The 25,946-nt window shown below is 39.4% G+C and carries 13 protein-coding genes; 1 reads left to right on the top strand and 12 read right to left on the bottom strand.

What is annotated here, in order from left to right; all coding sequences use genetic code 11:
- Positions 1-8: 8 nt before the first annotated feature.
- From ACJVDK_RS06210 to ACJVDK_RS06245, 8 genes are all read right to left on the bottom strand, one after another.
- Positions 9-3,164 carry a DUF6298 domain-containing protein gene (locus ACJVDK_RS06210; RefSeq protein WP_443939418.1) on the bottom strand — a complete coding sequence of 1,052 codons (3,156 nt, stop codon included), beginning with the start codon at positions 3,162-3,164 and terminating at the stop codon, positions 9-11.
- Positions 3,165-3,245: 81 nt separating this feature from the next.
- A complete protein-coding gene (locus ACJVDK_RS06215) occupies positions 3,246-4,877 on the bottom strand; it encodes a polysaccharide lyase (protein ID WP_443939419.1) in 1,632 nt (543 codons plus the stop codon).
- Positions 4,874-6,535 (bottom strand): polysaccharide lyase, encoded by a 1,662-nt coding sequence (locus tag ACJVDK_RS06220; RefSeq protein WP_443939420.1) that lies wholly within the window; start codon positions 6,533-6,535, stop codon positions 4,874-4,876. Before ACJVDK_RS06220 ends, ACJVDK_RS06215 begins: the two co-directional genes overlap by 4 nt.
- A 391-nt stretch (positions 6,536-6,926) precedes the next feature.
- Positions 6,927-7,886 (bottom strand): hypothetical protein, encoded by a 960-nt coding sequence (locus tag ACJVDK_RS06225; RefSeq protein WP_443939421.1) that lies wholly within the window; start codon positions 7,884-7,886, stop codon positions 6,927-6,929.
- A 39-nt stretch (positions 7,887-7,925) separates the two neighbouring features.
- Positions 7,926-9,773: a RagB/SusD family nutrient uptake outer membrane protein gene (locus ACJVDK_RS06230; RefSeq protein WP_443939422.1), complete on the bottom strand. Its 1,848-nt coding sequence runs from the start codon at positions 9,771-9,773 to the stop codon at positions 7,926-7,928.
- A gap of 10 nt (positions 9,774-9,783) precedes the next feature.
- A complete protein-coding gene (locus ACJVDK_RS06235) occupies positions 9,784-12,927 on the bottom strand; it encodes a SusC/RagA family TonB-linked outer membrane protein (RefSeq protein WP_443939423.1) in 3,144 nt (1,047 codons plus the stop codon).
- A 39-nt stretch (positions 12,928-12,966) separates the two neighbouring features.
- Positions 12,967-13,641, bottom strand: coding sequence for a DUF3826 domain-containing protein (locus ACJVDK_RS06240; RefSeq protein WP_443939424.1), 675 nt, complete (start codon positions 13,639-13,641; stop codon positions 12,967-12,969).
- Between the two features lies 1 nt (position 13,642).
- On the bottom strand, positions 13,643-15,274 hold the full coding sequence (locus ACJVDK_RS06245) for a fucose isomerase (RefSeq protein ID WP_443939425.1): 1,632 nt from the start codon (positions 15,272-15,274) through the stop codon (positions 13,643-13,645).
- Between the two features lie 228 nt (positions 15,275-15,502).
- Here ACJVDK_RS06245 and ACJVDK_RS06250 point away from each other — a divergent pair, with 228 nt between their 5' ends.
- Positions 15,503-16,372 (top strand): AraC family transcriptional regulator, encoded by an 870-nt coding sequence (locus ACJVDK_RS06250; protein WP_443939426.1) that lies wholly within the window; start codon positions 15,503-15,505, stop codon positions 16,370-16,372.
- Positions 16,373-16,751: 379 nt separating this feature from the next.
- Here ACJVDK_RS06250 and ACJVDK_RS06255 read toward each other — a convergent pair whose 3' ends face one another.
- From ACJVDK_RS06255 to ACJVDK_RS06270, 4 genes are all read right to left on the bottom strand, one after another.
- Positions 16,752-17,687, bottom strand: coding sequence for a dihydrodipicolinate synthase family protein (locus tag ACJVDK_RS06255; RefSeq protein WP_443939427.1), 936 nt, complete (start codon positions 17,685-17,687; stop codon positions 16,752-16,754).
- Between the two features lie 44 nt (positions 17,688-17,731).
- Positions 17,732-19,309: a sodium:solute symporter gene (locus tag ACJVDK_RS06260; RefSeq protein ID WP_443939428.1), complete on the bottom strand. Its 1,578-nt coding sequence runs from the start codon at positions 19,307-19,309 to the stop codon at positions 17,732-17,734.
- A gap of 108 nt (positions 19,310-19,417) precedes the next feature.
- The gene (locus ACJVDK_RS06265) at positions 19,418-22,894 is read right to left on the bottom strand and encodes a malectin domain-containing carbohydrate-binding protein (protein WP_443939429.1); all 3,477 of its coding nucleotides are present in this window, start codon (positions 22,892-22,894) and stop codon (positions 19,418-19,420) included.
- Between the two features lie 43 nt (positions 22,895-22,937).
- Positions 22,938-25,766 carry a glycosyl hydrolase family 95 catalytic domain-containing protein gene (locus ACJVDK_RS06270; RefSeq protein ID WP_443939430.1) on the bottom strand — a complete coding sequence of 943 codons (2,829 nt, stop codon included), beginning with the start codon at positions 25,764-25,766 and terminating at the stop codon, positions 22,938-22,940.
- Positions 25,767-25,946 lie beyond the last annotated feature (180 nt).

Below are 25,946 nucleotides of genomic sequence, written 5' to 3' on the forward strand. Positions count from 1 at the left end.
TTGTTTTTTTAAATCTTGTTCACAATAATTACTTCATCTTCTGAAGCTGTTTTACTTAGTTTAAGTATACTTCCGCCATTTACTTTTTCTTCTTTTAGTACTTTCCCACTGCGGCCTCCCAGGGTGACAATGCTAAATTTACCAGTTCTTTGGCTCAAATCTAAGGTCATTGGTTCGGATGACCCATTGTACAACACATAGGCTTTTCCGTCGTTTGCCAATCCATATTGTTTGTTTTTTCCTTGCGGGATGAATGGCTTCATTTTGCCAATTTCTTTTACCGTTGCGGGATTTAATCCTTTTACATTCGATAAAGAACCACCTGCCAGTAGAATTGCCCAACCAAACTCCGCATAGCTATCTCCTGAATAGATTACCGCTTTTTCCGGAAATTTCGTTTTATATTCCGATACCGCGTGATATACTTCTTCAAAGGATGTTTTCTTTGGTTTTAACAAGCGCGCATGTTGACGCGGCGCTAAATTTTGGCCACCTTCCGGTGCATAGGTTTTGCCATCGGCTTGGTAGTGCCAATATTTGATATCAATTAAATCGATTACTTTGCTACGTTCTTTATCCGCAAGAATGGCATCCTGAACGTCTTTGGTAACACTTAAACCAATAATGGGATGTTTGCCGGTTTCTTGCTCCCACTCTTTTACCACATCAATCCAAAATTGTACAAAATGCAGTGGTCCTGTAAATTCTTCGCCAATTAACTGAATAACGCTTGAATTATCCTTGAAGTTAGTTAAGCATTGGCGAATGTAAGCACGATGTATCTCACGACGGTGTTGATTGCTGATATCGTAAAATTGCTCGGCCATAAAAATACGCTTATCGCCCGCATAGGGTACCGGTTCTGGAAATCCCGTTTGATTGATATTATTTGCACTGCGCCAAGGGAAATCAGCGTAATGTGCTCCGGCTTCAATAATGTTGTGCTGAAAATAGTTTTCATGAATCAACACCAAACCTTTCTGATCAGCCAAGTTGGCAAATTGCGATAAACGATCCCAATACCATAAGTTATATTTTGTAATGTCGTACTTACTCAAGCCGTCCCAAGCTTTATCCTGACCGCTACGTGCATAGGGCAATTCGTAAAAAGGCGCCCAAACTTCGCCATCCATTCGGCGAATACGTTCATGGTCATCTCTTCGTCTATCGTACCAAAGTCCGTAATTATGGTCTAAAATAGTAAGCGATGTGTTTTTCATTTCATCTGTTATGGCCGATAAATCATCGGTTAACCCATTTCCTTCACGTCCGGGAACAAAACGGGTAGCATGAAATTTCGTGTTTTTAAGTCCGTGTGGGCGCGCACTTCCATTCCACCAAGGCACTTGTTGTCGTCCGCCAACTACCAATTCATCGCCACGAAGTACCCATCCATTTTTAACGGTCATTTCAGGTAATTTTGCGACTTCGACTGGTTTCTCTACACCTATTTGATCAATGGTTTTTATATTTTTTGCACCTAACGGGATAGGATTTCTATCCTTTGCCTGATCGATAAATTCGTTTAAAGTCAAAGCCGGATTATACGCTAGCTTTGTTAATTTCATGGCCACATCAACAGGAGGACTACTAGATGCTTCGGTTTCTACCGGAAGTACAAAATTTCTTTTCTCTATTTCGCTGCCAATACGATCTTTTAGTTGCGCATAATATAAACTTCGTGGCTGAATTTGCTCGTTTGACATATCCCAATACCCGTTTCCCGCAAATTGCGCCCAAGTACCAAAAGCCCAATTTTGTGCCGTTGGAGGTTGATAATTATCCACTCTGGCTGCTGAACATTGCCAAAAGACACTGTTTGCTGCCGACCAGCCTGCGCCCTGCCCATCCTGACCACGATTTAAATAACTCAAAGCTTGGCCATCTACATTCACAATATCGAACAAGACACCCGAAGCCCAGCTATCAATTGCTCCGCTAAAACTATAGGGTAAAACGGATTGACATTGTAGAAAAACATTTGGCCCGGGAGCACAAAAACCTACTGCAAAGTCATGATAACCCGATTCAGCATATAACCGTTGAAATAGCGTTTGCTGTCCACTGGTTAAGAATGTATAACGGCGTTCGCCTCCTATTTCAGATATCGGTTCCAACGATTTACAATCCTCTATCGTAATTCTTTTTGCTGTTTCTAGAACATTTACTGCCGAACCCGCAAAGTGTTTAAAGTTTACTTGACGAACCCATGAATCCATTGTATTTTCCATGCAAATTGCTGTCCAACGATGGTATTCATCCTTTGGATTTTCCGCATGAAAATCAGATTCAAGGTTTAGGTTTTCAACTCCTGTTTGCGCAATTCTTCCGCCCCATTTATATTTTGAAACCATTGCGGAACCAAACGTAGCGTCTAAAGCTGTGGTTAAAGGGGCATCTAACGTAATGCTTGCGCCCTTTACTTCTACAATTGTTCTATCCCAATGAATATCGCGTGTTCCGGGTTTCCAACCTAACGCACTTTCGCCTCCACCAAACTCGTCCGTTTTTAACATTTCAATCCAGTCTTTTGTGGAAGGACGATTGATTGTAATTTTATCGCCTGCTTTAAAGCCTGCCGCACTTTTCAATGTAAGTTTAAGGGAATTAACAGGAACATACTCATCCGCAATAGCGACAACAGGTTCTTCCACTTTATCTTGTTTGCCTAAAATTCGAATTACACCGATTCTATCGAGTCCTTTTGCAAATAGTGTTGTCCCCGATTCGCCCGTGCCACTACCTCTAAGAACGACACCTGAAGCGGAAATTTTCAAGCTGCCGGATATTTCGTACTTGCCTTTTTCCAATAATACCGCACCACGAATACCATCTTTCCCAAGCGGTAATTTGGCTACATAATTTAATGCAGATTGAATTCTTAAAGTTGCATCGCCTTTACTTACTGGAACGATTACTTTTACGTCAACAGTTGGGATGCTTTTTTCACCTGCCATGTATCCAGCATATGAAAAATCAGGTATACGATTTCCTTTTTCATCGGGCGTATACGCTAGTCTTCCATCTTTATCCTTAAAAATAGGTTTAGGTGGTGGTACTACTTTAGGCTTTTGCGCAAAACCAAGATTGGCTATTAAAACAAATCCCAATAATGAAAGTAGTCTTAACGGTTTTGTATGTGCTATATGGTTAGGATAATCCATTATGTTTATTTCTGAGGGAATACGAAAGCTTCCTATCTACCCATCTCTGATGAACAAAATGGGTAGATATAAACTATTCTATTAAGGTTTTACTTTTGAAATTGCAACAAGGCTATTCAAATATACCTCAATATTTGCGTATCCGCTTTTGGTTATTTTTGCTGCATCGCTTGCATCCTTCGGATTTAAGCCATTTTTAGTTTCCCAAGCATCGGGAATTCCGTCATTATCGCTATCGAGATAAGGTTTTCCGGTGTACTCAGGATAGCCCCCTACTTGTGCGATATCTGAAATGATTCCTTGCTTGTACGAATCAGCTGGCAAACGACGTTTTACATAACTTTGCTTCGCTGGCAATTTCCCATCTTCTACGTGTTCAATTTTACCCGTTTTTACTTGCTTTACGATGCGTAAATCTACCGCATCGCGTTTGGGTAAGCTTGCACCTGCATTTTCCAAAACATATGCGTATGCTTTTTTAGCATCCACAATAGTTACATTCTTCATTGGAAAAGGTTTATCCACACGCATCGAATCCAAGAGCTTTTGCTTGTCTCTTTTTGTTTCAGGTTGTACGCCTCCATCCCAATTGTTTTTGGTTACTTTTTCGTTTCCTTCTACAATGTTTCCGCCAACATACGCCTTGCCAAATTCATTCGTAAAACGTTTATCTCTCCCCGATTCAGGCTTTAAGATACGAAAAGAAATTGTTTCTCCTGCAGGTGTAATTGGACCCGGTTTATAATAATTATTGATGAAATTGTAAAACGAATTGTTATCACCACCATCAGCACTTCTGTTCCACCAGTTAAAAATAACATTGTTGGCAAAGCCGAAATCGCCATACATACCAACGGAAGGATTTCGACTAATGTTTGAAGCCCATAAATTGCGCATAAACGTACTGTTTAGCCCGCCAATGGTGCTTCCAAATGCGTGGTTATAGGTATCCAATGCCTCCGAGAAAATTGAATTTTGAATGGTCACGTTTACTGTTGGTAGTTTTTCAGGTTTTGAGCCGTCTTTTGGGTCGTATACATGGCGATAAATAGACATATTTTCATCCAATCCCCAACTCGCCGACACATGGTCAATCATGATATTTCCTACCGGATTTCCGCCAATGGCATCGTCGCGACGGGTAACATCGGTTGCTCCTCTACGAAAACGCATGTACCGAATCACCACATCGTGGGTGTTAATCCATACCGATTCTCCTGCTACACAAACGCCATCCCCCGGCGCACTTTGTCCGGCGATGGTAATATAGGGCGCACGAATAATTAAAGGTGTTTTCAAACGAATAATGCCTGCTACATTAAACACGATGATGCGCGCACCACCTTGTTCACATGCTTCGCGTAAGGAACCTGAACCGCTATCGTTTAAATTGGTTACAACATATACTTTTCCTCCACGTCCACCAAAACTATGCGATCCACCTCCTTCTGCTCCTGGAAATGCTACCAATTTTGCTTGAGGCAAATCACTCGGTTTTGCAGCCCAAGGCACATAGAGTTTACCCATTTTTGCTTCAGCATCTACAATGGGTTTTACTTTTAAAAATTGTGCTTCCGATTTTTGTTCGATAGCAGCCAAAAGCGAATCGGCTTTCTTCTCCATCGCTTCTGGAATAACTGGATATTGCGCGTATGCAAACTGAGCTGTGGCCAATATACACGCCGCCATCAAAACTGAATTTAATTTTCTCATTTTGAAACAGGCTTAACGATTGATACTGGAACTACACTATTGAGATAAACCTCGATATTAGCATAACCACTTTTAGTAATTTTTGCTGCATCTGAAGGATCTTTAGGGTTTAATCCATTCTTTTTTTCGTAATCGTCTGGCATACCATCGTTGTCGCTATCTTTATATGGAGTACCTTTGTACTCAGGGTAACCACCTACTTGAGAAATTTCGGTAATGATACCTTGTTTATATGAATCTCCCGGTAAACGACGGTGCTCAAACTGAAAAGCAGATGGTTTAGCATCAGGATGAACCTCTATTTTACCGGTTGCCACTTGTTTAATCACACGCGTATCCACTGGATCACGTTTAGGCAATGTTGCGCCAACATTAGCCAACACATAATCTTTTGCTTGTAAAGTAGGGATAATGGTGATTTTTGGCATTGGGAAAGCTTCTTTCGCACGCATGGTAGGAAAATATTTACTTGCTACCTCCAAAGGCATTAGATTCCCTTTTTTATCTTCCATTTGGATTCCTCCTGCCCAGTTATCTTTGGTAATTTTATCATTTCCATCAATAATATTTCCTTCCACATAGGCTCTTCCGAAAACGACGTACGGTAATTTACTTCTTCCTGATTCAGGTTTTAAAATACGGTAGCTAATGGGATCTTTTAACTCCGTTACCGGACCTGGTTTGTAAAAGTTGTTAATGATATTGTACTGTGCAGTGTAATCACCTCCGTCTGTTGAACGATTGTTCCAATTAAATACTACGTTATTCGCGAAGTTGAAAATACCGTTCCATCCTATTGAAGGATTACGAGCGCCATTATCTGCCCACAGGTTACGTACAAAAGCACAATTCTCACCACCTAAGGTGCTTCCAAAAGCATGATTCCAATAATCCAATGCTTCTGAGAAAATTGAATTTTGGATGGTGATATTTACGGTTCCTAATTTTTCTTCAATCTTACCAGTACTGTCGTTGTACATGTGACGATACATCGACATATTTTCATCGAGTCCCCAACTTGCTGATACGTGATCAATCATAATGTTTCCTACCGGATTACCTCCAATAGCATCATCGCGGCGACCAACAAAGGTTTCTCCACGTCTGAAACGCATAAAACGAACCACTACATCATGTGTGTTTAACCATACCGACTCACCCGCTACGCAAACACCGTCACCAGGAGCGGTTTGACCTGCAATGGTAATGTAAGGAGCACGAATAATTAATGGCGTTTTTATGCGGATAATTCCCGCAACGTTGAATACAACAATACGTGCACCACCTTGCTCACAAGCATCGCGCAGCGAACCAGGTCCGCTATCGTTTAAATTAGTTACCACGATAACTCTTCCACCACGGCCACCAAAACTATAGGCACCGCCACCCTCCGCTCCTGGAAAGGCCAACAAATTAGATTGTGGCAAATCAGTCGGACGGCCAGCCCAAGGAATATAGGGTCTTCCCTCGGCAGCCTCTTTTGCCATAATTACTTTTGCTTTTTCCCATGCAATATTTGAATGAAGGGTTGCTGCATTCATTAAACTATCGGATGCTCTTTTTGCTGCTTCCGGAATTTTTGGATATTGGGCAAATGCTATACTTGATGAAAGAATTAATGCGGTAGATACTAACAGTTTAAAGGATTTCTTTTTCATTTGTGTTTTGTTGGCAGGGATGTTCCACGAAACAAGCGCAGCTTTTTTACAGTTGATACTATATGAAAGTTTAAAAATTTCGGCTCATTTCTTTGGGTATTCCTAATTATTTATTTTGGTTAGAAAGTATATATCTTTCAAATTTGCACTCAAAAATACGATATTTCGTATAGAATTTTCGCTAAGTATTATACAATATTAACAAAAGAAAAAGTTCTAAACAACCCCATATCTTTGATAAAACAGTAATGTTACAAGTTAGGTAAAAAATTCATATATAAATACAATATTCTCAAATAAAAAAGTAACAATCTTAAAACATAAAAAAAGAGGGCACCTTTTCAGGCACCCTCTACAACCAATTATATGAACAAAACGCTAATTAAATCGTCTAATTTTGAATTTTTACGCTCACGTTTAGGAGCGGCTTTTTATCGTAATCTGATGTAACACTATTGATGAGCATCATACCATACTTACCTTCAGGTGTTAAAAAGAATACAGCGCTACCGGCTGCTAAGCTATTGGCTGCAGTTGTACCTACAGTTGCGTTTAAATTAATTGTTCTTGCTTTAGCCAATGTTTCAATCGTACCACCAGAAATTGCACTATTAACAAAAACAGTTGCCTGCCCTGTTATTGGCGCACTGAATTTGGTTGTACGTTTTGGATTCCAAGCACTGATGTTATAAATCGGAAATGGATTGGTAGGTGTACTAATTGAATATAAGTTTACAGCATATTCAATCAAACCACTAGTAGTGTTTAAATATGGGGTACGATAAATACCAAAATCTATTTTATCTGAATTTGCTGCACCATCTGTATAGCTGTAAGAAGTACCGTTATTCAGTGAAAAGAAAGATGGCAACACTTTAGCCACTGTATCTGGTAAATAGATTACCCTACTAGCAAAAACTTTATAGCTTGGATTTTGGTCAACAACAACCTTCTTGTAACCATCACCAATATAAACACCTTTCTGATTCATGGCATACACGCGGAAACTGGTTTTTCCATCACGTTGCATAACATATTTAAAAATGTTTGAATAACTTCTACGTTGTGCTGCTGATGGTGTAAATGTTTGGCGATCGAAACCTGTACCTGTTGTTCTTTCTACTACAACTGAATACATATCTTCATTTGCTGAATTTATGGTGTAATCAATCCAAACCTCTTCCTTTTCATTTACTTGTTTATAATCAATTACGCACTTTGGATCACTGTTATTGTACGTTACGGTTACATCCTCAAACATATTGAAAATATTCTCCGCTTCCTTCTTACATGAAAATGCAAATAACATACTTATAGCAAGAAGAAATATTTTTATATTTTTTGTTTTCATTATTTTAAAATTTAAATACCACTTAGTATAAGTCTTCAATTAATTGAGCGGATCAAATGTACCTCCCGACCAACCAATAGTTGGTTGAATATTAAATCCATTATTCACAAAATCATTATGGAATGTGTAGAAGTAATGAAACTCTGGAACAGCATATGGACCATAACCTGAAATGGAAGTATATACGATTCTAAAGTATTTCGTAAATGTGGCTTTATCGTTTGTATTTAAAGATTCTCTAAACATTACGCCATTGGTTACCGCTTCTAGAACAGCTTTATCAGAACTGTTAACTAAGTTGATCTCCATCTTTTGCATCGTACCATTTAACAAGTGCATCGTACGTGATCTTCTTAAATCTGAATTACGCTTATTTTCAAAAGCGAACTCAATCATTCTTTCATTTAGAATTAAGGTACGCATAGCTGACATAGACGTTACAGGTCCTAAACCATAATCGTTTGATCCCGAACCCGCAACTATACCAGCTCTTACTCTTATTTGACGTACCATGTTTTTTGCTCCTGCTAAATCGCCTGTTTCGTTTAAGCAATCTGCATAATTTAGCATCACCTCTGCTAAACGAAGTTCAATCCAATCCATGCCATTCCCACCGATATTGTTCGTATATCTTACTCCAGCTACTGCTAGCGTTGGTGTAGTAAAACGTTTACAATAAACACCATTACCATTCGTTTCGCTAATGGCGTTATTGTATGTCCATTGTCTTCTATTAGCATTACCGCTTAAGGCAAATGGGCCTCCATTATATGCGATTGTTGCATCAAAACGAGGATCTCTATTTTGCCAAAACATGGTTGCATCATATGGATAAGCAGATGAAGTTCCTCTTGGAAGACCATCGCGCATTGGATACGCATCTAACATTTTTACAGAAGGCATAAAACCAGTATAAGGCCCCCCTCCCTCAGAGGCAGGTCTTGATTTATATTCTGTATCATGCCCTCTGCGCTCAATTGTTGCAGAATGTGTACGCACTAAAATGGCTTCTGTATTGGTTGTTCCTTCTACTCTAAAAATATCCGCATAATTTGTCAATAATCTTTTTCCGGCAGCTATACTTAAATCATAAGCCTCCTTATTTACGGCCAATGCTTCTTGCCATCTGCTAGCATCGTTGTTTGGATTAAACTGCGGACTTGCCCAATAGAATAAAACTTTAGCTTTTAAACAAGTAGCTATTAGTTTGGTGATTTTCCCTCTACCACTATTATCATCCGGATTAAATCCTTCAAGCATAGTAATCGAATTATTTAAGTCGGAAATGATGGCTGCGAAACATTCTTTTGCACTTTTTCTACCATCACCGTAAACATTTTCAGGCGTTTGTGGCGTTAACGGAAGTGGAACACCTCCATACACTTTTACTAACTCAAAATAAGTCATGGCACGCAAAGCATAGTATTGGCCTAAATACTCGTTTTTCTTTGCTTGCGACATGGTTCCTTGAGGAATATAAGCAATTGCCTCGTTACATCTCTGAATATCGAAATACTTATTCTCTCCCGCTACGTTATTGTTATTGTAACGGTTACCTGCCCATCTTACATCATTATTGGTTAATTCACCTTGGATGCCTAACGCGGCCCGTGTATATTGATCGGTATTAGCAAAAAAGTTTTCATCGCTTGCCAAATGCACACCATTTCTTTCGTTAATGGTTACCTGAAAAGGGAATGTTGGTATTACAACATCATAGGTTCTATTTAAGTGTAACTGAACAGAACCGTCTGTGCTCCATATTGCGGCGTCAACACCACCACGATCTGGGAAATCAAAGAAATCATCTTTACATGCCGGTAGACATGCTGCTAATCCTAAAATGATTATTGATCTTTTTATATTATTTTTTATGTGCTTAATCATTTTTCAAACATTATAAGTTAACATTCAATCCAAAAGAAATGGTTCTTAAAATCGGGTAGTCATATGCTGTTGCCGAATACGGATCTTTATAATTAAATGGATTTACAATAGTCCATAGGTTATTACCCGTTACCATTAACTTTGCACCTTGTAAACCAATTTTATTGGCGAATTTAGTAGGCACCTTATACGCAAAGGTCATGTTGTTAATACGGACAGTAGTTGCATCAAGCGCCCAAAAATCAGAATTTTTTGCAATTGATGGGTCGTCAAAACGAGGAAATTTACCTTCCATAGGGTTTGCTTGTGTCCATCGATCATTCCAAATTGAAATTACATTTCTGGTAGTTGATGGTGCCGATCTAGCTTTACTGTCATAAAAAGTCTTACCTCCAAAACGGGCAGCTATATTCGTGCTTAAAGAAAATTCTTTATATGTTAAATTGATATTGAACGCACCAGCAAACCATGAATTTGTTTTATCATAAAGCGGAACCATATCGTTATCTGTAATTACGCCATCCTCATTGGTATCTTCATAATACAACCAACCCGCTTGCGGAATTTGCGTGTAAATTCTGTAATTCGGATATTTTGCCATCCAGGCATCAACATCCGCCTGTGTTCTAAACATGCCGATATTTCTTAAGCCAATATTACCAGAATTGTATTTACGCGGATCCGTTCCGAACTCAATTGGCCAATCAGGTGCCACATTATTAATCAAATCGCCGTTGGCATAAATTAACTGCGTATTAACAGAGTTTCCGTATGAGAAATTTACGCTTGTACTTAAATTTAGATCTGTTGCTAACTTTGCTTTATAACCAACTGTAAACTCTGTTCCCCAGTTATAGGTTTCTCTATAGTTAATAACTGGAGCTGTAAAACCAGCATAGAGCGGATATAAAGAATTTGCCCCTCTATCAAATGCATCGAAATTACGATTTTGGAATGCCTCCACTAAGATATTCAACTTGTTGTTAAACATGGCTGATTCTAAACCGATATTTAACGTTCTTTTCTTTTCCCAAGTAATATCAGGATTAGGAACGAACGATGGATTTAAACCGTTTGCATTTGTGTTTCCATAAATGTAACCATTGTTTGTATCGATGGTGTAACGTGCTTGCCATAACCTAGAATTTACACGATCATCACCTGTAATACCGTAATTAACTTTCAACTTTAAGAAATTCATAAATCTTAAAGCATTGGAATTTTTAAAGAAACTTTCCTGAGAAATTACCCATCCTAAACCTAAACTAGGTGATAATCCCCAGCGATTGCCTGGCGCAAAATTAGATGAAGCATCAGAACGAATTACAAATTCCATCAGATACTTTTTATCAAAATCGTAAGAAGCTCTACCAAAAACAGATCTTTTTGCAGATTGATCACGACTAACATTTTGGCGCGTTATGGTATTCACATCAAAACCCCAATACTCTTCAGCTCCAGGAATTAACTGGTTTGACCACAATACAGATAACGTTTCGCTATTAGATTCCGTTTGCTCTGCACCCGCTAAAACATCGAAAGTGTGTTTTCCAAAAGTTCTGCCATATTGTAAAGTAAGAAAACCTTGGTAACTGTTTGTTTCAGCTAAGCCGGGAATAACACGTTGGTTAGCTGCAGAATTTTGATCAACTACTGGATTTAAGGCCGCTAACTGATTTGTAAATAACTGATTGTTATTACCTGTTCTGGTAAAGTTGTATAACTGATAGTTTGGACGGTATTGGCGAGTATTGGTGCCGGTACTTCCCTGCGAAATTTGAAATCTTCCTGTTAAGCCTTTTACAAATTTAGGTTGATAGGTTAAACTGGCATTAATTCTATACCCGCGTGCTTTACGGTTCTCATAATATCCAGAATTAATTAATGCAAGCGGATTAACAGCATTGTTAAAGTTTACATACTTACCATCAATACTATTAGGTACCCATTGCGGTATCGTAATTATACGCTCAATAAATGCTTGATCATCATCGGTTAGATTGTGCTGTGCTTTTCTTATATTCCAATCCACGTTGAAATTAATATCGGCTTTTAAACCTTCTACAATTGTTGCTACTACACCACTTCTAAAGCTGTACTTATCATAATTCATTCCAATAAAATTGGCTTCTTCATTTTGGTAGCTCCCTCCAGCAAAAAACGTGATCTTTTCGCTACCACCTGATAAACTAATATTATGACGTTGGGTTGAAGCTGGCTGCCAGATTTCATCGTACCAACTAGAGAAGTTTTGGCTTTTTATTAACTCTAAATCAGCAGGCAAAAAGAAATTTGAAAGTGCTGCTCCTGATTGGCGATAACCATCGTTCAGCAATAAAGCATGATCATAAGCAGATAACATCTCAGGCTCTCTTGCTGCATCCGAAATACCAAAATAACCATTGTAACTAAGTGTTGGCTTACCTATTTTTCCCCTTTTAGTGGTTACCAATACAACGCCTTTTGCTCCTGCTGCTCCATAAATTGCTGCAGAGGCATCCTTTAAGAAAGATATATTTTCAACCATTGAAGCATCGATGTTGTCAAAAGCCTCTTTGGTTACAGTAATTCCATCAATAATAATCAAGGGTTCATCTGTAATACCAACAGTTTGCGCCGTTTCAGATATCGCTGCATTACGTATATTTAAAGTAATAGGAGAACCTGGTCGGCCAGATGCCTGATCAACACTAACCCCTGCAACTTGCCCTCTTAATGCCCCTGCAAGGTTTGGCGCTGGTATATCTTGAATCTCAGCACCCGAAATACTGGCAACTGAACCCAAAACATCGGTCTTCTTCTTCGTTCCATACCCCACAACCACCACATCATCTAAATTGGCTTGATCTTCAACAAGCGAAACCGATAGCGTACTTTTGCCGGCTAACGGAACCATCTGCCGTATATAACCTACAAAAGAAAAAACCAACACATCGGTAGCAGGATCTGCTAACAAGGCAAATTCTCCTTTGTCGTTGGTTACCACATTATTGGTTTTACCGCGAATTCCAATGGTTACCCCCGGAATCGGTTGACCATCTTTTTTATCTAGCACCTTACCGCGTATTTGTTGCTGTTGAGCAAACGCAGTAGAGCAGATAAGCATCGTGAATACAAAAATCCACGATAGTTTTCGTAAAAGTTTTAAGTTCATAATCATTATTTGGTTAGTTTTTGTTTCCCTTAGTTTTTATTATAATGCTGCTTGTTTGTTAGCCGCTTTAATTCTTTTCTGCCATTCTTCGCCCTCTTTCTTTAAGTCATATCCTTGTGCTGATAAATAGTTATTTATTCTTCCTTTGTACTTTCCAAACCAAGCATGCTTTTTATCAGATGATTCTGCATCCATGGCATATTCTCTAGCTTCGGTAAGCCAAACTAAAATCTGTTTTTTCTGAACATCGGTTAAAGTTAATATCTGTTCTTGATAAGCCCTATAGGTAATTGGCAAAACATTGTATGTCATTCCGTTTTTCACTTTCTCTACTTGCTCATCGTTTAAGTTTGAAGACAATTTTGACAAATATTTTTTATGAAGCTTTGCCAAATCAGCCATTACTTTTCTATTTTCAACGGCTAAGGCAGTATCGCGGAGCGCTTTATTGTCTTTATTTTTCTCTTTAATTTCTTTCACTACAGCATCTCTATCAGTGTAGATATCGTTTAAATCACTGTACTGATCGCGAATAATTCCGGTTACTTTTTCCGTTTTCTTAGAATTATCGATTCCTAAAGATGCTACAATCTTCGCTGCGCGCTCGGTAATCACTTTCACATACGCATCTTTATCTGCAACGGCATTGTTTTGAGCGAACGTTAAGGTAACGTTCAAAAGCATTAACAAAGCAAATCCTACTAACTTTTTCATTCTATTTTCTTTTCTTTAATATATTCACATCTCCACAAAAATGAACAATCAAGCCCAATTCATCTAAGGCTGCTGCTTTTATTCTGCAAGCTTCGTGGGCACTTGCTTCGTAATTGGTATATACTACCTGAATATGATTGGCTTTGTGGCGCGCCATCATTTGATCGCGGCTTACACCTTTTAATACCGCATGCATAATGGGCCATTCTGGGGTGGTATGTTCCCAGCGACGGGTTGTTTCTTGAGCCGGTAAATTTACCACCTCTCCTACACCTAAATCGCAATGCAATTCGTTGTTCATAACATACACGCGGCTCCACACAATAAAACCCGGTTTACTGATTCCCTTTAAGGTTCCTCCACCTAAACGGAAATACATGGCCGGTTGTCTATCGCTGCTAGCTCCTTCGTATCCATTCACAAAATGCGCCGCCGGTGCAGCTCCTGAAATTAAGAACACCCATACAAAATCATCAATTCCTTCTCCTTTATATTGTTCTCCCCAACGGATATCGTGTAAGGTATTTTCACCGGTCATTCCTAATTCTTTCCACAGTTTATACGTCACAAGTGCATCCAAGCCGGCGCATTCGTCTACTTCATTAAAATGTGGCAACGCTTGTTTCGCGTATAATTCTTTTCCTGAGCGGGAAAAAACAGGTGGTCTATCTTCATTGTTTAACAGTCCTTCTACTAAATCGCTGGCTACCGTTAAATCTTTTAATCCTTGTTGATATTGAATTCCGATGGTATCACAGCTAAATTCATCCGCTATGCGTAAGGCAGCAATATACATTTTGCATTGCTCAAGCGTTTGCTTTTTGGTGAGTTCCGTTGTTTCATTGCTGCCCCAGTTAAAGGTCATTCCTTTTTTAAGCAACCAGTTCAAAACAGTTTCTGCTTCTGCATCCGTTACTTCTAACATGGCCGCGTATAAAGCGGATTGACTTAAGCGCTCTTTGAAGAATCCTGTTTTATGCAACAATTCATCAGGAACGATGGCATTGTACATGCCCATACACCCTTCATCAAAAACACCCATAATCACTTTGCGTTCTTTCAATAAACGCGCAAAGCTTCTGCCTTTCTTTTCATCAGCCAATGGAATTTTGCTTAATTTAAAGCTCTTCACATGACTTTGATCGTATCTTATTTTGCCATGAGCCAACCATTCGGTTAAGCCCTCTATAAAAAATTCATCGTCGAAGTTCTCACTCCATAACGTACTATAATCGATATCTGCTTTAGTTAAACACCCATTCAAATTCAACATCCCCACCAAACCTGGCCATTGACCGCTCCAATTGGCTACGGTTAAAATTGGGCCTTTATGTGTGGTTAAACCCGCCAAAACATGATGCGAATATTGCCAAACACTTTCCGCTACAATTAAAGGTGCATAGGGATCGATATTTCGGAAGGTATCCATACCCATTCTTTGCGAATCTATAAAACCGTGTTTCTTTGTTGAATCATAGGCATGAGCGCGCTTAACAGACCATCCCAATTTTTCAATTGCGGCTGTTAATTTCGCCTCCATTTCGTTTTGCGCATCCCAGCAATTTTGATTAGCTGATAAACGCAAATCGCCACTAGAAACTAATAGGATTTGGGCATGATTTCCCTGTCTCATAATTCATTAATGAAAAAGCTATTTATATAAAAACAACCTTTAGTCTATATTTTGGTTTTCGCCAAAGCGGCTTATAACAAAACTCACTAAACAAAACCATTAATTCTGATTAATTTTTAGCATTTTACTGTAGGATATTATCATAAATATACCTAACTTTAAACTTCTGGCTTACATGATTAGTCAAATTGAAAATCATCCAAAAAAACCAAATATTTACAACACACAATGAAAGCCCATTTTCATAAAGTTCCTGTAACGCTCCAAAGTTCTTTCAGTATTAGACACGATATTAAACCTAACTTCGGCAACATTTGGCACTACCATCCTGAGCTTGAACTGCACTATGTAATTAAAGGAGAAGGCCTCCGATTTATTGGCGATAACATTAGCAATTTTGTACCCGATGAATTGGTTCTTTTAGGCGAAAATTTACCCCACACCTGGCGCTGCAAAGACGAATATTTCCAAAGTAATCCTGATTTAACGACAGAAGCCATGGTTATCCATTTCTTACCCGATTGTTTGGGCAAATATTTATTAACCTTACCAGAAGCGTATTTAATTCCCAAATTGTTTGAAAAAGCAAAGAGTGGGATGGTTATTCATGGAAAAGCAAAGGAAAAACTTGTTAAACTGATGCGTACTGCGGTGGATGCTACCAATTTGGATCGCATTATTATTTTGCTTTCTATTTTAAAAACGTTAGCCGAAACCGATGAATTTACCAGCGTAGTAGCTAGCAAAAACACTTTCTATCAATCAAATGAATCGGAAACCATCCGGATTAACAAAATATGCAACTATACCCTTAGCAACTATAAAAAAGACATCACGCTAGAAGAGATTGCATCGTTAAGCAATTTAAGCATAACCTCTTTTTGTCGCTATTTTAAGTTGATGACGAAGAAAACATATTACGATTTCTTAATTGAAATTCGCGTAAGTCATGCCTGCCGTGCTTTAATTGAAAATAAATTGCCTACCGAAGTTATTTGCTTTGATTGCGGTTTTAACAATGTATCAAACTTCTATCGCCACTTTAAAAAAATAACGGGCCTTACCCCGCTTGATTATAAACGCAAGTATTTGAATTAAGTGTTTGGTTGTTTTTTGGGTGAATAGTGAATGGTGAATAGTGAGTAGTGAATGGTGGGTAGTGAATGGTGAGTAGTGAATTAGTTGAAATAATAAATCCGTCTTAATACTTGATACTATGGGCTCAAGACTTAACACTCCAAATCTTTGCTCTTTTTAACCACAGAGACCGCAAAGGTTTTAGAGAATCCGTCATTGCGAGGAGGAACGACAAAGCAATCTTCAAGTAAAGAATCCTTATAAAGAGATTGCTCAGCTCGCGCAGTCCAGTTTCGCAATGACGACTTTTTGTACGTTTTACTATTTAATCTTAATACTCCAAATCCTTGTTCTTTTTAACCTTACGCCCTATACATTTCCCCTTTCAGCTCCCTACCAACTAAATAAACACCTTAATCTCCAAATTACTTCTCAGGGCAGTATAATCCTCAAATAATTGTTCTACTCCTTGTACTACTGAACTACTAAAATCACCAACATCCCTACGGGTAAAAGTTGATAAATTTACGCCTCTCTTTTGTAAAAAATATTTCGATACGGTTGGATATACGTTGTGCATAACATCCATATTATCAATTAAAAATTGTTGAACGGCAGCAACCTCCGTTATTAACGAATCGTTATCATAGTTATCGCATAACCATACAATCAATTCGGGAAAGTAATTCCCTTGAATGCAGGATAAACCTTTAGAACCCGCTTTTAAGGATTCAACGGCATGAACCATATAGGCGTCGTATAATCCAAAATTAGCGTGTCCCGCGCAGCGCGATAACTTTTCTTTAATCTGCCCCAAATCTAAAGAGGTATCTTTATGGTAATTCACGCGTCCTGTGGCCACGAAATCGCCTAATTGACCCGGTTTCAACACACGTTTATAAGGCACCGGGCATTCATAAAACCCGAAGGAAATTTTATCTGTTTGGTTTAACAAATCGAAAACCTTCGACTCAAATTCGGCATCCGTATCCTCTTCTGCTGCCAATAAGCTGGTAATGGCAATTACCGATTCCACGCCCATATCGTTCACGCGCTTTACAAAGTCGGCCTGCTTGGCAATGGGACCACCAAAAGTTCCAGTAGCGACAACGGGTACCGCAGCATCCACCACTTTTATCACATGTTGAATGATTTTAAGGCGTTCTTTGTCACTTAATTCGAACATTTCGCTCGAAAGGCAATTTGCAAATAATCCTGCAGCTCCGGCTTGCAAATAAATCTCAGTAAGCTGAGTAAGCGCAGGATAATCGATATTTCCATTGCTCAAAAAAGGCGTGAGCATTACCGGGATGAACCCTTTCTCTGAGTTTTCCATTGTTAATTAGCTATGTAAAGTTGTATGTTATCTGATTTTCAAAATCACGAATCGAGCGTGTTTTGAGGGCTTAATTTTTTAATCTTTGTTAAGAAAATACCTACCAGAAAAATGCTCAATGTACCCACTACAATGATCATGTTTTTATGGAGAGGATTTCTAAAAACTTCGTATTCTGGAGGAAGAAGCGAAGAAAATGTCATCCATATAATCACGCAAATACCAATTATGGTCGCCGTAATGGCTTCGTGATTTTTGCTTTGTTTACTAATAATACCTAAAAGGAACAAGCCCAACATGCCGGCGGCAAAAATCCCCGACAACTCCCACCACACATCCAAAATGCTTTTTACGCCAATCATGGCAATCCCCGCAAACATTCCTAACAGGCCAAAACCAATGGTAGCGAGGTGTAAAACCGTTAGATTTTGTTTTTCGGTGCTATTTTTCTTAAAATACCTTTTGTAAATATCTACTGAAAAAACCGTTGCCGAAGCATTCATACCCGAGCTGATGGTACTCATGGCGGCTGATAAAATAGCCGATACAATCAAACCCACTAAACCCACCGGAATTTTAGTCACCATAAAATGCGGCATAATTTTATCCCCGTAATCAGCTGGTTGTAAATGCCGCTCTAAAGCTAAAACCTCAGTGGCCGATGCATGTAATGGCGCACGTTCTATAGCTACCTGATGTTTTATATTTTGCAACAATTCAGGATTTACATCATAGTATGCGTAAAGACAAGAACCTATAATAAAAAACAACAAGGAGGCCGGAATGTATAACCAAACGCATAACCAGATTGACCGCGATGCTTCCTTGCTAGAAGCTGCTGCATGGTATCGTTGAACGTAATTTTGATCCATGCCAAAATTGTTCAGGTTGATAAAAAAACCGTATAACAACACGACCCAAAATGACGAGCTTACGAAATCAAACTTGAAACTTCCGAGGCTAAATTTATGTGCATTTTTTCCAATCTCAACAATTTTTGACACTCCGCCAGGCATATTGGTAATAATCAAATACAGAATTAACAACGCACCGAACGTTTTAACCACAGCTTGTACCACTTCTGTCCATATCACCGCTTCAATTCCTCCTAAAACAGTGTAAATGATGATACAGATGCCCATTACCAGCATAATCACTTGCATAGAATAACCGGTTAATGCTTGCAGACTTAACGCAATTCCAAAAAATATGGAACCCATTCTAGCTAACTGCGTAAGCAAAAAGCACAACACAGCATACACCCTAGCCCAAGCGCCAAAACGATGTTCCAAATGCGTATAAGCAGATATTTCGCCCGTACTCCGATAAAAAGGAACAAAATACTTGGATGCTACAAAAGCGGCTAATGGCATGGAAATACTGAAAACAAACGCATTCCAATTGCTCCCGAAAGCTTTGCCTGGCACACCTAAAAAGGTATTACTACTTAAAAATGTTGCGTAAATAGATAAACCTATTGCCCATCCGGGAATGAGGCCTGAAGCCTTTGTAAATTGCTCCGAATTTTTATTTTTCCGAGAAAAATAAACCCCAACTAATATCATTCCAACCAGATAAACGAAGATTATTGTAAGATCAAAAACAGGTAGTCCCTTTATCATGTATTGGCTCGTTTATTAATTTGGTTAAAACAAATATGCATGGTTACAATAGGTTTTTAATATAAGATTTTGGCCACATATTGTACCATCTTATCTTCTGACGGCAATTTACTGAACATCCAATGCATCCACTGCTAATCCCTTGGCGTCCAAAGCACTAATTTTTACAGTATAAGTTCCGGCATTAATCATGGAACCGGTGGTAGTCGCAAAGTAATTCCATTTTCCCTCTTTGGTGGGCGCCAATGTAATTTCTTCTGTTTTCATCACCGTACCATCTAGAGATGAAAAAGTCAATTGAGCTTTTTGCTCTTTCGAGCTTGGATTGTGGTATTTCACCGTCAAAGAATAGGTGTCGGCAACGCCCACTTTCATGGTAAAAGTTATGTTTCCACCGCTTGCTTCGGTAAATACCACCCGTTGTTTCCCCATTAATTCTTGTTTCACAATACTTTGCCCACCTAAACTGGCATCGGTTGCTTTGTACGAAGTAACGGTTTTTAAATCGTATGCCGGTTGCAAAGCACTTGGTTTCAATAACGCTACGAAAAAGATATTTCTATCTATTTGTACTTTTTCAGCTTTTGCAAAGCGTTTTCTATAGATGGCTAAACTATCCTTTTTGCTGGTAATCACATAGGTATTTGTGGCTTCATATCCCGTTAAATTAACCGTTTTGAGGATTTCTTTATTCAGCCCAAGATATACATCTGCTTCGGCCGTTAAGGTAAAAGCCAGTTCTTTTGTTTTATAAAAATGAGCCCTTTGTAACCATTCTGCTCCGTATAAATTTGCTGGAATTGCGCTGAACGAGATGGCTTCATCTGCGTAAAACGAATCGCCAATATCCAACCAATTCTGTACTTGAAAACCCAATACTTCAGTAGCTAACGACTCACTCGCTGTGGCAGGCTGTACGTTTTTCAGGTTGGCGATGGCAATGGCCGATATAACTGCTTGCCCGGCAGCAACTGCTGGAAATGAAACATCCAAAGCTCCACCCTTCACTAGCACTTTTAAGGTTTTCTTATATAAAGAATTAGTCCCTTTCTCTTTCCAAATGTCCACATTTTTTAAAACGACTTGGTTGTTAAACGCCACATCGAACAGACGCATGCCAGTTGCATTTATCCCACCCCCAACACCCAACCAAGGTTCAATGAAATATAAATCGACCAAATATTCTCCATCCGGTAAGGGAAAATGATACTTCAATTGGTTTCTACCATACCGAAAGGTTTGAAAGAGTTTCCAGTCGTTACTTCCTTTAATCGGATCGAAGGTTCTTCGTTGACTGGCGAAAAAAGCCGGAACACCGGGATAATTAACCGTCCATGAGCTTGAACCAAAGCGACTTTTATCGCTTAAATTCCGATCCGCCAACCAGGTATTTCCTTCCGTATCTCGATATGTGGGCCCTCCACAATTTACCCGATAGACATACGTATACCCTTTCTCTGATAGTGCAATCGGTTTATCTGTTTTTAATTTTTTTAGGTTTGGTGCCGAAGGTAAATTTTGCAGTAAAATGGTATCACGTGCAACTGCCTTCCCATTTACATACCCCACCGCATACAACACATTGTATGAAATTTTTGGTTCATTCCATTGAAAATGCGTACCAATTACCCCTCTTTTTTGCTTCCCTAAAGAATGTCCTTCTACATCGTTAAAAAGCTCTACTTCATCGCAATTGGAATAAATAACCACACTGTCTTTTAAACCAGGTTCAGTCCAACGGTTAGGCCAAGTATGAGAAACGATATAGACCATTGGATGTTCCGTTTTGGAGGCATAATTTGCTTTAAACATATAATACACATCCGTTGGTTCTTGCCAAGGGGTAAACATCCCTTTATAATTTACAGGTCCAACGGCATCCAAACCACGAAATCCCTCTCCGCCTTGAACTCGTCCGGGATTATCATGCGAACTGTACAACCAAAAGAAATGCCCAGCTACTTTATCTTTTACCGATTCTGCTAAACGGACTTTGGTTTCCATTAAATCGGTCATTTTATTTTCTGTGTACCCTTTACCCGATTCGTCGCTAGTATGCAAATCGAGCGTACGCCAAGCACCATACTCGCCTACTAACACTTGTTTCTGCAAATCATCTCCATAGGTTAAGGGGTTTCCTCCATAGGTTCCAGTCCAGTTTTGTGGCACATCCCAATCGGTTCCTTTTCCTCCGTTACAGGTGGTTACTTTACGCTGTGAAGAAGCGGTTGGATCGAGTTTACGGATAAGTTCCGTACATTCTCTCGCAAAATCTTCGGGCAAAGTACTTTCATTCTCAAGCCCCCAAAGCACCACCGCCGGACTGTTTCTGCGTTCTTTTACCCAATCGGTTAATAATTGTTTAAAGTTTGCTCTAAATTCAGGTGTATCGTACCAAATATGTGCAGCCATTTGAGTCCAACACAGAATACCCAATTGATCCCAATAATCTGAATAACGTAAATTATGTGGCTGATGCGCATCGCGAAAAGCATTAAATCCGGTTGCTTTAATCTGCATCACCCGTGCTTTAATTTCCGTATCGGTAAAGGCATGACTGTCGCCCAGCAAATGCTCGTACTCGGCAATTCCGTGAATAAAAACAGGCTTTCCATTCAATAAAAATTGTTTTTGACCAGCGGTTTCGCCAATTGGCCAACGAATCGAACGGATACCATAGGGCGTATTAATTTCATCGATTATTTTTCCGTTGGTTATAATTTGCGTTTGAATTGTGTACAGATAGGGATTTTCCAACGACCATAAAATGGGATTTTTAATCGTCACGGTTTGCGCGGGCAACTCCAGTTCCTTTCCGGCTAACACGTGTACATCTCGACTAAGCACATGAACTTCCTTTTTATCGTGGTTTAAAACCCGATTTACCACCCGGATTTGACTTCCTTTTGAACCATAATTTTTAACGGTTGCTTGCAGGTGCAGGGAAGCCAATTGTGTTGAAATTTTATCGTCATTCCAAACATGCATGCCAAAAGGCTGTACACGAATGGGGTTGGTAACTACCAAATGAACCGGGCGAAAAATACCCATTGGCTGTGAACCTTCCGAAAAACCACGCTCCGTTGAACAGCCTCCATCTACCCAAGGTAAATCCTGAATATTTGCCGGATGATCGGCACGAACGGCCAATACATTTGGCTGATTATTCAGCTTTATGACAGTGGTCACATCCAAGGTAAAAGTAGTTCTTCCACCTGCATGATAACCTACTTTTTTTCCATTTAACCAAATGGTGGCATAGGAACCCACACCTTCAAAATAGAGAAAAAATTGCTTTCCAGGTTTTTCATTCGTGCTAAAGATTTTTCTATACCACGCAAAACCATGCTTATTTCCATGCAATTGACGTAAATAACCCTCGTATTGGTCCCAGTTATGGGGAACATGTACTTTTGTCCACCCCTTGGTGGTATAGGTGTTTTTTTCAAAACCGGCGTAGGTATCTTGACTCTTTTCATCGGCTATGCTTAGCCAATCGGCATTTAGCGATATGCTTTTACGGGTTTGCGCCGACAATAAGAAACCCGAAGCAAGCAGCAGACCCACACTTAAAAATATACGCAAAAAGCTTTTTTTGTTCATCATCATTATCGGCACTAATCGTTCCTTAAATTTTTTCTAAGTTTCCGTTAAAGGTATAACTTTCGCCTGTCTCAGTTTTAAAACTTATTTCTTTTCCTTTATACTTTATCACACAAGGCAAGCCTGCTTTGGAGGTAACCACCAGCTTTTTTAGGCTTCCCTTATCCCAACTTAAATTCAACTCAAAACCTCCCCGGGCACGCAATCCTTTCACTTCACCAAAGGGTAAATCGGCTGGTAGTGCCGGAAAAATATCCAAATATCCTTGATGGCTTTGCAGCAACATTTCAGCTATTCCTGCCGAGCCTCCAAAATTTCCATCAATCTGAAAAGGTGGATGGGCATCAAATAAATTCACGTACGAACCTGCACCTGATTTTGCCGGTCTCATTAGCATTTTAACCAACTTCATGGCATGGTCACCTTCTTTGAAACGCGCCCAGAAATTAATTTTCCACGCCAAACTCCAACCCGTTGCTTCATCGCCACGATACAAAAGCGATTGTTTTGCAGCATTCATGAGCGTTGAATTAGTGTCCCAGGTAATGTCTTTTCCAGGATAAACGCCCCACAGATGCGAAACATGACGGTGTTTGTTGGTTGTATCATCCACATCTTGCATCCATTCTTGCAACTGCCCATACTTCCCTATTTGATTTGGAGCGATTTGCTGTTTTTTCTCCGATAATTTTTTTCTTAAATCGCTATCGATGTTTAAAACTTCAGAAGCTTCAATCACATTGGCAAATAACGAGCGAATAATCTGATGGTCCATGGTTGGCCCAGCTACCAAACCACCGTTTTCAGGTGAATTTGAAGGCGTACTAATTAACCAACCTGTTTTTGAATCTTTCACCAAAAAGGCATCAAAAAATAGCGCCGATTGTTTCATCAGTGGATAAGCTTCTTTAGAAAGAAAATTTTTGTCTTGCGTAAATAAATAGTGTTCCCAAAGCTGTTGGCATAACCAAGCGGCTCCGGTTACCCAAATACCGTGATTAGAAGCATTAATCGGTGCTGTTGCATTCCATAAATCGGTGTTGTGATGTAAAACCCAGCCCGGTGCATTGTAATATGCTTTGGCCGTCTGTTCTCCCGTTTTGGCTAATCCTTTTATTTTTGAAAATAGCGGCTCTTCAAATGCGCTTAAATTCAATACTTCTGCTGGCCAATAATTCATTTCTAAATTAATATTGGTGGTGTATTTACTCCCCCAAGATGGGCTTAAAGCATCATTCCAAATTCCTTGCAAATTGGCCGGCTGGCTACCAGGATACGAACTTGAAATAAGTAAATAGCGCCCGTATTGCATATAAAGGGCCATAAAACCTGGGTCTTGCGCCTGTGCAAATTTCGCTAACCGCTCATCTGTTGGCAGTTTATCGTTTTCAGCAGAACCAAAATTCACCTGAAAAGCATTAAAATACCGTTGATAATCTTGTATGTGCGCTTTTTTTATCGCTTCATAGGTTTTACCTTTTATACCGGTAAGTGCTTTAAGATTCTGCGTAGCCGGATTACCCGTCACATCGTTGGCCGTCACAAAATTGGTTCCTGCGGTCAAATACAAAACCGCATCATCGGCATTTTCTACAACCAAGGCTTGGTGTTCATCTACTTTTATGGTTCCGTTCTTCAATAGGATTTTAAGACGAGATTCGCCGCGCAACACACCTCCTTTTACCTTAAAACGAATGGCAATTGTTTGATTATCTATTTTCTCGACTTTTACCTCTTGATGCAAGGAAGATAGCACCGCTTTAAAACTAATGGCTTTTGCTTTATCTGCTGATAAATGAACCACAATAGCCTGATTCGGTGCAGAAGCGAAATACTCGCGACGGTAATGCGTGTTTCCAAGGGTATATTCCGTTAGCGATATGGCTGTTTTTAAATCGAGCGAACGTTTATAACCGCTCACTTCGTCTTTATCATGCTTAAAAATAAGATTCAAATCGCCAAAAGGCTGATAACTGGCCTGATATTCTGGCGTTAAAGGCGGATTCGAGTCCTGGATTTTACATTTCCAGGTTTTATTCAGCGAAATACCCTTGCTTACTGTGCTTCCTTTGGGATAAATTCCGATGGACTTACTCTGTTCTTTGAAACCTAATAGTCCTCCCTTACCCGTATAATTTAGTACCTGAATGACCAAAGCATTTTTACCAACCTTCATCAGCTTTGCCGGTATCGTGTATGTTCTCGGATCATTTGAATCGGTATTTCCAACCATTTCTCCGTTTACATAGGTAAAATCCTGATTGTAAATTCGATTTAAATCGAGCACCAAATCTTGTCCTTTCCAATTTTCTGGCACTTCAAAAGTTGTGCGAAACCATACCGCCCCATCTACATTGGGTAAGGATTCATTTTCCCAACCATCGTAATTCGGAACATGGATATCTTGCCACTTAGAATCGTCGTAATTGATAGCCAAGCAAGCAGTCCACTCTGCGCTTAATTTTCGTACGCGATTTACCCAGGTATTTTTATTCTCGGCTTCGCTTTTAAGCCCCATAAAATGCTCTTGAGCCAAGTTTTCTGCTTCTTTTTGCTTTCCTTCGGCCAGTAAGCTTCTAATTTGTGGCAAATACAAATAGGCGTCTTTCTGATTATAATTTCGAGGACCACACGTCCAAAACGTATCTTCGTTAAATTGAAGGTGATCGGTTTGTACACCGGCATAAATCATCGCCCCCATGCGACCGTTTCCAATAGGTAAAGCATCCGTCCATTTTTCGGACGGTTTGGTGTACCACAATGAAAGGCTATTTTCCTGAGCAAATGTACTTAAAGAGCCTAAACAAATCATGAACCCTATAAATTTGCTTATCGTATTTTTCTTTGCTTGCATACTTTTTATTCGATTTTTAAACCGCATTTATCATCGTAAGTTTGTCTTCATTAGAAACGAAGAATCTATAAAAACGCCTTCATCTTAACGTAAAATTGGGCTTCCACAATTCCTCCCTATTCAAACCCAGTTCGCGTAATCTTACTTTAACGCTGAACAGGCTGTTCCTCGCAATCTACG

The sequence above is a fragment of the Pedobacter paludisoli genome, assembly GCF_052344095.1.
Taxonomy (GTDB): domain Bacteria; phylum Bacteroidota; class Bacteroidia; order Sphingobacteriales; family Sphingobacteriaceae; genus Pedobacter.